General features: G+C 46.3%; 8 protein-coding genes. 2 read left to right on the top strand and 6 right to left on the bottom strand.

Annotated elements, in window-relative coordinates; translation table 11 throughout:
- Positions 1-17 precede the first annotated feature (17 nt).
- The 5 genes from BACHE_RS00375 to recJ form a co-directional block, all read right to left on the bottom strand.
- The gene (locus BACHE_RS00375; protein ID WP_013545742.1) at positions 18-1199 is read right to left on the bottom strand and encodes a pyridoxal phosphate-dependent aminotransferase; all 1182 of its coding nucleotides are present in this window, start codon (positions 1197-1199) and stop codon (positions 18-20) included.
- Positions 1174-2022: a prephenate dehydratase gene (locus BACHE_RS00370; protein ID WP_013545741.1), complete on the bottom strand. Its 849-nt coding sequence runs from the start codon at positions 2020-2022 to the stop codon at positions 1174-1176. Before BACHE_RS00370 ends, BACHE_RS00375 begins: the two co-directional genes overlap by 26 nt.
- Positions 2023-2355: 333 nt before the next feature.
- Complete coding sequence (locus BACHE_RS00365) at positions 2356-3315, bottom strand: tetratricopeptide repeat protein (RefSeq protein ID WP_013545740.1); 960 nt, start codon at positions 3313-3315, stop codon at positions 2356-2358.
- Between the two features lie 56 nt (positions 3316-3371).
- The gene (locus BACHE_RS00360) at positions 3372-5267 is read right to left on the bottom strand and encodes a RecQ family ATP-dependent DNA helicase (protein ID WP_041579076.1); all 1896 of its coding nucleotides are present in this window, start codon (positions 5265-5267) and stop codon (positions 3372-3374) included.
- 79 nt (positions 5268-5346) lie between these two features.
- On the bottom strand, positions 5347-7062 hold the full coding sequence (gene recJ / locus BACHE_RS00355; protein WP_013545738.1) for a single-stranded-DNA-specific exonuclease RecJ: 1716 nt from the start codon (positions 7060-7062) through the stop codon (positions 5347-5349).
- 234 nt (positions 7063-7296) lie between these two features.
- On the opposite strand from recJ, the gene yaaA reads away from it, so the two are divergent.
- Positions 7297-8061: a peroxide stress protein YaaA gene (gene yaaA / locus BACHE_RS00350; RefSeq protein ID WP_013545737.1), complete on the top strand. Its 765-nt coding sequence runs from the start codon at positions 7297-7299 to the stop codon at positions 8059-8061.
- Here the strand turns inward: yaaA and BACHE_RS00345 are convergent.
- Positions 8048-8677: a DUF6266 family protein gene (locus BACHE_RS00345; protein ID WP_013545736.1), complete on the bottom strand. Its 630-nt coding sequence runs from the start codon at positions 8675-8677 to the stop codon at positions 8048-8050. The genes yaaA and BACHE_RS00345 overlap by 14 nt on opposite strands.
- Before the next feature lie 326 nt (positions 8678-9003).
- On the opposite strand from BACHE_RS00345, the gene BACHE_RS00340 reads away from it, so the two are divergent.
- Complete coding sequence (locus BACHE_RS00340; protein WP_013545735.1) at positions 9004-13002, top strand: AlbA family DNA-binding domain-containing protein; 3999 nt, start codon at positions 9004-9006, stop codon at positions 13000-13002.
- Positions 13003-13101 lie beyond the last annotated feature (99 nt).

Raw genomic sequence — 13101 nt, 5'->3', positions numbered from 1 at the left:
TTTTCTGTGTAAAGATATCATACTATTTCCTTTATTCTTCTCAGCGCTTCGGCCAGTTTGCTGTCTTTGCAGCACAATGAAATGCGGATGTATCTCCTTCCGTTGCTTCCGAAGATAAATCCGGGAGTGACGAACACCCTTGCTTCATGCAGCACACGTTCGGTCAGTTCTTCGACGTCGGCGTAATCGGCTGGTATCTTGCCCCAAAGGAACATGCCCACTTGGCTTTCGTCATACGTGCATCCCAAGGCATGCATGATTTCTCCGGCCAGACGGCGTCGGTTGCGATAGTTCCGGTTGTTGCCTTCATACCATTCTTCTCCGGCCTCAAGGGCTTTTGAAGCAGCCAGTTGCATGGCGCGGAACATGCCGCTGTCAATGTTGCTTTTCACCTTCAGTATCCATTGCACGAAGTCGGCGTTTGAGGCAAGCATGCCGATACGCCAGCCCGGCATATTGTGACTCTTGCTCATTGAGTTGAATTCGATGCAGCAGTCTTTTGCTCCCGGTACGCTGAGGATGCTGATAGGCTTGTCGTTCAGTATGAAGCTGTATGGGTTGTCATTGACGATGACGATATTCTTGCGGCGTGCGAAGTCAACCAGCTTCTGGTAAAGTTGAGGTGTGGCATTTGCGCCGGTAGGCATATTGGGATAATTGGTCCACATCAGTTTTACGCGGCTCATATCCATTTTTTCCAATTCATCGAAGTCGGGCATCCATCCGCTTTCTTCTTTCAGGTTGTAGTTCACAACTTCGGCGCCGAGTATCTTGCTCAATGAAGTGTAAGTGGGATAGCCGGGATCGGGAACCAGTACCTGTTCGCCGGGGTTGACGAATGCCAGCGTGACGTGCAGTATGCCTTCCTTTGAACCTATAAGCGGTTGTATTTCTGTATTCGGATTCAAATCCACATTATACCATTTCTTGTACCAGTCGGCAAATCCGCCGCGTAGTTCGGGAATGCCGATGTACGGCATGTAGCCGTGTCCGTCCAGATTGCGTGCTTCCTTGCAGAGTGCTTGTATGGTGTCTTCAGAGGGGGGCATGTCGGGGCTTCCTATGCCCAGGCTGATGACATCTTTTCCTTCAGCGTTCATCTGTGCCACTTCCTTCAGTTTCCTTGAGAAGTAGTATTCGCTGACGTTTGACAGGCGGTCGGCAGGCCTGATTTTAGATGTTTGATTTTCCATCTTCATATTCTCCTAATATTTTAAGTTCTTTGGTCAGCGGAGCGATAGCCGCGATAGACTGTTTATATCTCAATACGTTGTCGAAAACGATGTCCACATAAAACTGATATTCCCATTCGCGCCCGATGATGGGTAGGGATTGTATTTTGGTCAGGTTGATATTGTAGAAGGACAGGATGGAAAGCACTTGCGAGAGGCTTCCTTCGGTATGAGGCAGCGTGAATACCATACTTGCCTTGTTTACCTCCTTACTGCGATGTCGGTTCAACTCATCCACCTGCCAGGGATCGGCTACCACTAAGAAGCGTGTGAAGTTATGCTTGTTGGTTTCGATTCCTTCTTGCAGGATTTTCATTCCATAGCGTTCGGCTGCTGCTTTGGAGCAGATGGCTGCATGGCCTTTTAAGTTTCCGGTCTTTATGATTTCAGCACTCAAGGCGGTGTCTTCTCCTTCCACAACTTTTATTTTCGGATGCTGTCCCAGAAATTCCCGGCATTGCATCAAGGCGATGGGGTGGGAGTTTACTTCCGTGATGTCATCCCAGTCTTCTTCGGGGAGGCATACGAAACTGTGCGAGATTCGCAGCTTGTATTCGCCTATAATTTGTGTTCCGCTTTGGCGCAGCAACTCATTGTTGTGCAGCAGACTGCCTGCAATGGTGTTTTCTATTGCCAGCATGCCTATGGTTTTGCTGTCCTTCTTTATGGCCGCAAATACGTCTTCAAAGCTGGCGCAACAGATCAGTTCTATTTCCTCTCCTTCGAAGTATTTGTGTGCGGCAATGTCGTGATACGAGCCTAATGTTCCTTGGATGGCAATTTTCTTCATTATTGGATCTTTGTTTTCTTAAAAGGGGTTATGCTATAAAAAAATCCCGCGTCCATAAGATGGAGCGGGATTCAGTATATTACTTGGTTCTCTATTCAGTCCTTAAGCATCACTGTCACTTGACACATACAAACTCCCGCTCTACTTTCTGGCTAAAGTAAAAGTAAAAAAAGAAGTAATATGCATAAATAAGTGATTTCATACTTGTATTCTTTGTTTTTGAATTACGCGACAAAAGTAATGCTTTTCTTTTAGATACAAACAAAAAACAGTCTTTTTTTTGTTGTCCCCTGTTTTTTTGTTTGAACTTGCCCGTATCAGGTTACATTCTTCTTACAGTCCTAATATATTGCCGGTCGTTCCTCCCGGTTGGTTGCCATATTGCCCGTTCAAGCTTTGTATGTCCTTGGGAGAGAGTTCCAGTCCTTTCTTCATGTCTTCCATGGAACCCTCTTTGTCCCCATTCAGCAACTTGGCACGGCCTCGCTCATGATAGGCTTCCGCAAAGTTCGGATTCAGTTCGATGGCTTCGTCAAAGATGGAAATGGCTTCGGTCAGTTTCTTTTGGGTGATGTATAGCTGTCCTAAATAGAGAAATGCCTGTTCGTTGAACGGGTTCAGTTCCGTTACGTTGCGATAGTCATTCTCGGCTTCTTCTTCGGCATGGGTAGCTTCTTTGATTTTTCCACGCAATAAGAGAGCGCTTTCGTCTTCTTGATTTTGTGTCAGAACGGCATCTATATCTTCCATAGCTTCCTTGTATTGTTGCATCTTCATCAATGCCTCGGCACGCATCAAACGGGCTTCGGTAAAATCATCTTTCAGTACGATGGCTTTTGTGAGATGGGCAATGCACATGATGCTGTCTTCCTGCCCGTTGTCGGCTTTGCCAAGCAGATAATGTGCCATGGCGTTACCTTCTTCTATTCCGATTGCTTTTTGGGCTGCTTCTGCCATGGCGGGATAGTCTTCCTGCATGAAGCATACATTGGCAAGGGTGAGGTAGGTGGAGGTGTGTTCGGGCTCCATTTCAGCCATACGTTCCAGCAGTTTGCGTCCTTCTTCCAAAGATCCGGTCTGGATATAGACCTGTGCCAGATATCCCATCGTCTCAAAGTCTTCTTGGATAGTGAGAGCTTCTGTAAAGCATTTCACGGCATAGTCTGCACGCCCCATACGCTGTGCACGCATGCCGTCATATTTGAATATCTCAAAATTCTTTTGATCGTTTTTTTGTTTTTCATCTTCCGGTTTTTCTGATTTACCGGAGAAAAATGATTTGAAGAATCCCATAATGTGTATGTTTATTTAGTAATTGGCATAATATTCTGAGAAGCAAAAGTAGTGAATTATTTTTTGATTTGCAGCATTCCGTTATTGGTAATTATTTCACCTTCATCCAGTAACTCATGGAGTGCATTGACAAGAGCTTCTTTATCAACAGCTATTTGTTCGGCCAAGGTTGCAGGTGTCATAGTCTGTCCGGACAAGGCTTGAAGTATTTCTTCGGTAATTTTCTTTGTAGAAGAGCGATCGGCATCCTCTTTGCTCCTCAGACTGATGCAAGTGTCGCATTGTCCGCAGTTATGTTCATTGTTTTCTCCGAAGTAACGCAACAGTTTGCGGCTGCGGCATGCGGTGTCATTTTCGACATAATCCAACATGGCTTCGATGCGTTTTTCATAACGCTCTTTACGCTCTTCATATACATGAGGAGGGATTTGCAGATGCCGTATTTCGATCCTTTCACGTGTGTATATTATATAAGGTGTCTTTTTGTGTGGAATATAACTGATGATTCTCAGTTTGGCAAGATGCATCAATCGCTCGTATATCTGTCTTCGGGTGAGTCCTGTGCGTGCTGCAAGTGAATCTTCGTTGATGAAAGTATAGTCGGTGAATACACCTGTGTAGGAGCGCAATATGGTTTGGATAAGCATTTCCGTTTCTTCGCCCGTTTCACGGAGTTTGTATAGCTCATCTCTGCGGATGGTGAAATAAATCCGGGAAGCATTATCCTGCTCGTCCGTGTATTCCAGATACCCGGCTTGCGTTAATATTTTCAAGGCACTGTCCACCGGGACGGGAAAATATTTAAATTTCCGGCAGAAATCTTCGATGTTGAATTCGCGTATGCAACCTTGCCCGTCCCCCATTGCCATCTGGTAGTAGTATTGCAGATGTTCGTACACTTCTTTGATGTAATTTTTATCGGGAAAGGTATCTGGAATGCGTTTATGGAGAGTTGTCCTGTCTGATTTGGAATAAAGGATGACGGCATACGCTTTCTCTCCGTCACGCCCGGCACGTCCGGCCTCCTGGAAGTAGGCTTCTATGGAATCCGGTAGATCCATGTGTATAACGATACGTACATCTGGTTTGTCAATGCCCATTCCGAATGCGTTGGTTGCTACAATGACACGGCTTTCGCCTGTTTGCCAGCGTTGCTGGCGTATATCTTTGGTCGTGTCATCAAGTCCGGCATGGTAGAAATCTGCTGTGATGCCTTCGTTATGCAGCAGTTCGGTGATTTCTTTGGTACGGCGGCGGTTGCGTACATATATGATGGCACTACCGGTCATGCGGTGCAGAATATGTAGCAGTTCTCCGGTCTTGTTTTCCGTTTTGCGTATGATGTAGGCAAGGTTCTTGCGCTCAAAGCTCATGCGGAATACGTTTTCTTCACGGAAATGAAGCCGGAGTTGTATGTCCTTCACTACTTCCGGGGTAGCGGTGGCTGTCAGTGCAAGCACAGGCACACCCGGCAATAAATCGCGTATTCCGGCTATTTTGAGGTAAGCCGGACGGAAGTCATAACCCCATTGTGAGATGCAATGGCTTTCATCGACGGTGATCATGCTGATCTTCATCTTCTGCAATTTGGTGCGGAAGATTTCCGTATCTATTCGTTCGGGAGAAATGTAGAGAAACTTGTAGTTGCCGAAAATACAGTTCTCCAAGGTGACGATGATCTCCTGTCTGCTCATACCGGAATATATGGCAAGTGCTTTTATGCCACGTTTCCTGAGGTTCTGCACCTGGTCTTTCATCAGTGCGATCAGAGGAGTGATTACAAGGCATAGTCCGTCCTTAGCAAGTGCCGGAACCTGGAAAGTGATGGATTTTCCACCTCCTGTGGGCATTAGCCCCAAAGTATCCTTGCCCTCTCTGATGCTGTTGATAATATCTTCCTGAATGCCTCGGAAGGCATCATATCCCCAGTATTGTTTGAGAATCTCCCTCATCTCCTCCCCTGTAGGGAGAGGAGATGTTAAGTTGTGATTATCGTTCATTGCAGTGTGAAACTCTTTTGGGGCAGAAGGCTTAGTTAGGCTTGATGTCTTCAATCTGCAACTGCACTTCTCCTCGTTTGTGAGTATTCTCTTCAATGGTATAACAGATGTCGAATGAACGCTTCGTCTTAATGAAACGTACATGTGAACTCTGTCCGAATGCAATGCCGTTCATCACGTTGTTCGATTTGTTGTCAACCAGTTCCAGTTTGATGTGCTCCTGATCGCGTCCCACCACCTTGCTGGTTCCATAATCGTAAACATTGTGTGTGCAAAATACAGGTTTCACGTTGTCCGGACCGAAAGGATTGAACTTCTTCAGGTCGTTGCAGAATTTCGGGGTAATGTCTCTGAAATCGATTTCGGCATTGATATTGATCACCGCACTGGTCTGTTCCGGAAGGATATGTTTGGCGACAAAGTCTTCAAAACGTTGCGTAAAGGCGGGTACATTTTCCACTTTCATGGAAAGACCGGCGGCATACGTATGCCCTCCGAAGTTCTCCAGCAGGTCACGACAGTATTCAATGGCTTTGTAAACATCGAATCCGGAGACAGAACGGGCGGAACCGGTTGCCATGTCGTCCGTGCGTGTCAGTACAACTGCCGGACGGTAATAGATTTCTGTCAGGCGTGAAGCTACGATACCTATCACTCCTTTGTGCCAGTCTTCATTATACAACACAATGGAACGGCGCTCGGAAAGCCCTTCCAGGTCAGCGACAATCTGATTGGCTTCTTCCGTCATGCTCTTGTCCAGATCCTTCCGGGTTTCATTGTATTGGTTGATTTGCCCGGCTTTTTCCAATGCGGTGGAAAAATCCTTTTCGGTCAGTAGGTCAACGGCTTCTTTGCCGTTTTGGATGCGTCCGGAGGCATTGATACGCGGTCCTATTTTGAATACGATGTCACTTACGGTGATATCCTTTTCGGCCAGTCCGCATACATCGATGATGGCCTTCATCCCTACGCTGGGGTTGCTGTTCAGTTGCTTCAGGCCGTGATAGGCGAGAATGCGGTTTTCGCCCATGATGGGTACGATGTCCGACGCGATGCTTACGGCGCAAAGATCCAGCAGAGGAATCAGATGGTGAAACTCTATGCCGTTACTGATGGCGAATGCCTGCATGAACTTAAAGCCTACTCCGCAGCCGGATAGGTGTTCGTACGGATAGGTGTTGTCTTCGCGTTTGGCATTCAGTATGGCTGAGGCGGGTGGTAATACCTCATCCGGGACATGGTGGTCGCAGATGATGAAGTCAATGCCCTTCTCTTTGGCATACGCAATTTCATCTACTGCCTTGATGCCACAGTCCAATACGATAATCAGCCCTACACCGCTTTCGGCTGCATAGTCCACGCCTTTGATTGATACCCCATATCCCTCGTTGTAGCGGTCGGGGATGTAATAGTCAATGTTCGAGTAGAACTGTTGAATAAACTTGTAAACCAATGCTACGGCAGTGGTTCCATCCACATCGTAATCTCCATATACCAGAATTCTTTCTTTCTTTCCCATTGCCCTGTTCAGGCGTTCTACGGCCACATCCATATCTTTCATGAGGAAAGGGTCGTATAAATCCGGTAGTTGCGGGCGGAAAAACTTCCGGGCATCTGTTGCCGTATGTATTCCCCGTTCCACCAGCAATCTCCCAAGTACCGGGCTAATTCCCAATTCTTGAGCCAGTTGTTGGCTTGCTTCTGTCTGTTCGGATGTAATGGGTTGATAGTTCCATTTGTGAGTCATTTTATATATTATTTTTTTCTTTCTTCTATTTTCGGATGTCGGAGAAGGGGAGGCTTCTGCACTTTTGTATGCATACTTTTCTCCAACAAGCTGTAAAGGTATGAAAAACTCTTGAAACTGATGTGAATTCTGTGGAAAATATTATTAGCTCCTGTCCATTCTCTTCTAAATTCCCTTATTTTTGCACTGTCTAAATAAGGTTAAGACTTTTATTCCATTAAACGAGGATTGTTTATGCTTACTTTTATTTCTTGTGCCAAGACGATGGCATTACGTTGCTCTGTCACTGTTCCCCAAATCACGGTTCCCCACTTTGAGCAGGAAGCGGTGGAGAGTGCTTTGGAAATGTCGCAATATACCACAGCGGAATTGGAAAGAATACTGCGTGTAAATGCCAAGATTGCTGCCGAAAACCGTTTGCGCTATCATGATTTCTGTTCGGAAGATAATCGTCCGATGCCTGCCGTCTGCGCCTATACAGGGGCGGTTTACAAGCGCATTTTCCCGGAAGACTTTGCTGCCGGCGATTTTCTTTATGCCCAGGAGCATCTTCGCATCACTTCTTTTCTCTATGGGTTGCTTCGTCCGTTGGATGGAATTAAGCCTTATCGTTTGGAGGGTAATGTCTGTTTGCCCGAAAAAGGAGGCATTTCCATGTTTGATTATTGGAAACCTCTGCTGACGGACTTTTTTATAGCTGAGACCAAGCGTCTGGGTGGTGTTCTTGTCGATCTGGCAAGCGGTGAAATGAAAGAATTGTTCGATTGGAAGCGTGTGGAACGGGAAGTGAGGATTGTCACTCCTGAATTTCAAGTGTGGAAAAACGGGCAGTTGAAGACTGTTGTCATCTATGCCAAGATGTGTCGTGGAGAAATGGTGCGCTACATCATTAAGAATCGCATAGAGTGTACTGACGGCTTGCGGAATTTTGCCTGGGAAGGCTTTTCTTTCGATGAAAGCCGTAGTACAGACCGGCATTTGCTGTTTACTCTCGCTTGAGGCGCAGACTGTTGGAAACGTAGTTGCCGTCTGCGCTTCTGAATCCCAAATAGCATATCAGCGTGTCCTTGTCCCAGTCGGCGGGCAATGCAAGTGCGGCATATCTTTCGGAACGCGTGGCTGCCGCCATATCATACGTCGCCATTTCTTTTTCCTTGTTATAGACGAGCAGCATGGCGCTATCCGTATCATCTGCATTGCCGGTTCCGCCATTGTTTTTCCATTCAAACGAAGCGCAATTTCCGCTTATTCGTACTGTTCCGTCAAAAATTGGCATCAGGCTTCCGGTGGATACCATCAGGCGGTTGAAGTCGATAGCTGTCTGGTTTCCTTCATCTTTCAACGCTTTCCTCATGATGTATGACATGGCTGCGTTGAAAGGAGTCTTGCCTTGTGCTGTTTCTGCATAACCGATGCGTATGAATGGGGTGATTGTTTTTAGAAAGCCGAATGCGGTGGCAAATCGTCCCCGCTGTTCTTGTTGCTTCTGTGTACGGGGATTGATTGCGTTGCCGTTGTGGGCGCGTATGTAGTTTCCCGATTTTCCTTTGCAGCCTACTACCGGACCTATTTTCCCGGAAAATTCTCCTAAGATGCCTTGTTCTATTTTTCCCATGTTTTCTTGATGTTTGTTGTCCCTTTTGTCTTTTTGCAAAGGTCGTGAAAAAAAACTGTTTAAGCAAGAATGGCGGGCTTTAGTATTCCACATTGTGTACTGCTTCTGTTCTACACCTGTGTTTCGCCGTACTTCCTCCGTAGTTTCTCCATGTAAAGTACCATGAATACGGAGAAAATATGGAGAAACTACGGAGGAATAGTGTATGAGTCATGGGCAAAAACAAAAGGTGACATCACTTTTTTAGTTATAGAATGAAATAATCGGAATATTTACAGTAGGAAAAATGATGAAATAATGTATATTTGTAAAAATGTCTGTATAGGATGTTTGATCTTATAACTAAAATGGTGAAAAACATGGAGTTGCGTAAGAATGATATATATGACTTGCCCGTTAAGGAAAAGAGGATTGAAGGCGATAGTCTGTGCTACATTGTAGAATTTGCAGGGAAAGAATATGGAGTGAGGCTGTTCAAGTTTCAAAAAGAAGATCCGTTGCCGGATAAGATTTCTTGTTTGGTAAAGGATATAGATGAAAGAGGGCCTGTGCTGGTTCAGAATTATGGACAATTGTTGCCGAGGTTTTATGAAGAAGGACGGGTTTATACTTTTTGGGTGCGCCGAGATTTGTCGGACGCGATGGGAGGCTACTACGAAGTGGGAGATAAGAACGGCTTTTACTTCAGGTTGCAGACGGACAAAAGGATAAAACTGCAAATCTCACAAGAAATAGAGTGCAGGGTCGCATTGCTGAAAGGCAATAGGCTGAATTTGAGGCTCACCGATGATGAGTCTTGTAACAGAGGTAATTATCCCTTCAGACCTTTGGAGGAGATGATTGGGATGATGAATATGACGGAGACCGATGCCCGCTGGTTGACAAAGACTCTTTTGAGTACACAGACTTTTGCGGAAGTCAGAGAGGCATTGCTGCGTTATGATGAGGAATGGATGAAAGCAGGAATCAAACAGTTGGCAGAGCGACTTGACGAGTGGGTTGAACTTGGTGGCAGACATCGGGAACGATGGCTGAATATATGCCGGAGGATCTGCCTGTTTTTGCTGGAGGATTCTGATTTTCTGGACGGATGCGCAGATGAACGACGCTTTTCTATTGTTGGATTGCTGTCGCAGACGATGAGGCGTATTGAAGAATATATGGAAGCGGTAAGAATGCTGGCATCGGGGGAGGATGGATGCTATGTTGACGATCTGCTCGCCAAGATGAAGAAGTCGGGCAATCTTTATCGTTCGGAGGAAAAGCTGGATGTCTTGCATTGCATTTTTCGTCTGGACCGGCAGTCCCTGACCCGCAAGATACAGCCGCTTCTTGATGTAATTATCGGAGGACCTTCCGCACTGCGGATTTACGAGCCCTATCGGGATGTATTTATTAAGTCTCTCAGTCTGTATATTGACGAGCATAGCGGCTATATTGACCGCATGGGTGGTATAGAAAGCGAAGAAGAGGCATCGCTCGTGAGAAGCACGGTCATGTCACTGGCTGTTCTTTTGCTGCTGGTGCGGGAAGAAGATCGGTGTAAGTGGCGATTGAAACGTGCAAGGCTATACCGTTATCTCACTTTTTTGAAAGAAAGTTCATCTTCCTTGTTGCTGGAGAAGGCTTTTGGCATTATCGCAAACGATGAGTGCCCGAAGCTGGAATTTGAATGGAAAGATGTCAGGGAGCTTGCCATGCTCATAGTCCGCCTGTCTTATCCTCTGGCCGATGGTCGGGAAGGTATGGCAGAACGTGTGTATGAAGACAGGCAGGTGCAGCTCTGCATAAAAGATGGTGACATAAGTCTGCGTACTGCCAAGAAGGTGAAAAAGCAATGGCCTTGCATCTCCGAGGGGTTGCTGCCTTGGCATCACTTGCAGGTGCAGTTGTCCGGTGTGAATAATCGGAGTGTGTCTTCGGGAACCAAGGACCTGGCTCCCTATCAGCAATTGTGGAGAAATGCGGAACAGGAGTTGTTCGATGGTACGGATGTACTGGCTTTCAGGCCGGGGGTACGTAAGGTGATGCCTGAAATAGGCGACAAGGTGAGGATAAGAGTCGTGAAACAAGAATCTCGTAATCCCAATTATTTCTTGTGCCGGATAGAGGATGATATGTATGAGGGGGAAGGAGTTCTTTGCACGAACAATATAGTGCGCTATGGCCTGCGTACGGATGTAGGGGCTTTTACATCCGATTCGGGAAAGCCCTATTTGTTTCAGGCAGTGGTGCAGAGCCGGCGAAAAGATGGCGGATTTAATTTCCGGTTGGTAGAATTGCTGGATACGTTTATTTATCAAAGTGTATATGTGGGCGAGATTGTGACATGTGTGGTGGCCGAGGTTCAGAAGTATCATTATTTTTGTATCTGCAATTATGGTTACGGTCTTTTCATACCCATACTTCCCGGAAGCGTAGAATTGAGACAGGGCGATTTCCTTGAAGCGGAGATTAATGAAGTGCGTACATCAGGAGCTGTCATGGCGGACTTCTTGCGACAGACTGCGCCCACTTTTATTATAGCGGATGCTTTTGCCAATTTGATTTATAGCTATGCGGACGAGCAGGTATATGAAGAAGCGGTGGAAGAAGAAATGCCTGCCCGGAGGGAAGACAATGAAATGGATAAATCTTCTGTCTGCGAGCTGATGCATATCATTGACCGTGTGGCAATGCTTGAAGAAAATTATGTAAAGACCTACAATTATCTCGGTTTTGCAAGGATATTGGCCATCTTGCTGGATAAAGAAGAATTAGGAAAATCTTTCTTGGAACGGATGAGGCTGCTGCAGATGCTCCAGCAGTTTGCCGTCAACGGGCAGATGGATATGAAGGAACTGAAAATGCGAAACCAGGCTTGTCATGATTTGCTGCCGAGCTATCCCTTGCTTCAGTCAGACATGCTGGATATGTTGGTGCTGGGCAGTCTTGACAGTTCGGCACAGAACAACTTCCTCTGGAAAGTGCTGCAACAGGGAGGCAATGAGAGGCGGGTGAAGTTGGCGAAACTGGTACTTGCCTATAATTTATTGGAAGCCTCTTCTATGGACGGGCAGCAAGATGCTATCTGTGCGAAAATCTATGATATCTTGAATATGGACGTCGGCAAGCATGTGTTCTATTCGTTTGGAAGTGAAGGGCAGAATGTGGAATTCAAGACATCTATTGTCTATTCGCCGGAAAAGGGTATGAGGGCAAATCTCCCTAAGCAGACACAAGAAATCATGTCTGTTATCTGCGGTTTCCTAAACGCTGATGGCGGCACACTCTATTTGGGAGTGAATGATGAGGGTGTGGCAAGCGGTCTGGATGCAGATATTGCCTACTTCAACGGAAGTTTGGACAAATTCGACTTACATGTCCGTAATAGCGTGGTGCGCTATTTGGGCATGGAGGCTAATGCTAAGATTACCGTTTCTTATCCGTTGGCAGGCAAGAAGCAGGTCTATGCGATGGATATAAAACCTTGTCTTCATCCGGTGATGTGTGACGGTGTCTGCTATCAAAGGCAAGGATCTTCCACCTGGTCTTTGCAAGGAGATGCGTTGAATGCTTTCTTGAAGAGTAAGTGCGGTACGGAAGAACTTTTACCTCAGCCGGAAGATGCCGGGGCTGTCGCAATGCCGCTTGAGATACTTTCAGAGACGATAGAGGCATCTCCCGAAAAAGCAGATATGCCGGAAGAAAAGCCTGTTGTGAAGAAGGCTTCCGAGGCGGGGGAGATAGCAACGGGATTGATACGTGCCAATGCCACGCATAGTTGGATGGATGGGTTTGGGGTGAGTACGGTGCGCTATTTGCATCTGCTTTCCGAAAACGGCTATTTGATGACGCAGGATGAGTGCTGGCGTAATGATGTATTGCTGTCTATGGCTATCCATGAGGATGAATCGGACGGTTATCTGATAAACGTGTTTGAAAGCGGACGCATTGTCAGAGTCTCTATGGCCGATTTGCTGGATAAGAAGCTCGATAAGGAATATAAAAGATATGGACAAGACAGGTTGGTCTTTTCTTGCCCGGCGCATAAGGATGATGCACTGCTCACAATAATGAGTGATGTGCAACAGCGGCCGGCCTACCGTATGGATGATATAGAGTGCTTGAAAGATGGCAATATGTTGGCTAAAGGAGATTTTGCCTCAGTGGTGGAAACTACCGGAGTATTGCGATGCGAGGTGATACCTGCGGCAAGAAAACCGGTACTGAAACGCATACATAACATGAAGCCTACCCTTATCGGGCTCAACCTAAGTACTTATTGGGGAGGGGAAGAACTGAAAGAGCTTGAGGCCATAGGAATTAAACCGGAACTGACATAACGGGCATGGCATAGTCATGATTTGCGCAAAATGAAGAATAAAAAGCGCATTAGGAGGTGTCGTATGAGAATGACATCGCTACTTTTGTATGTGCGTAAA

The sequence above is a fragment of the Bacteroides helcogenes P 36-108 genome (assembly GCF_000186225.1).
Classification (GTDB): domain Bacteria; phylum Bacteroidota; class Bacteroidia; order Bacteroidales; family Bacteroidaceae; genus Bacteroides; species Bacteroides helcogenes.
Note: the sequence above shows the minus strand (reverse complement) of the source record. Positions and strands in the feature narration are given on the sequence as shown.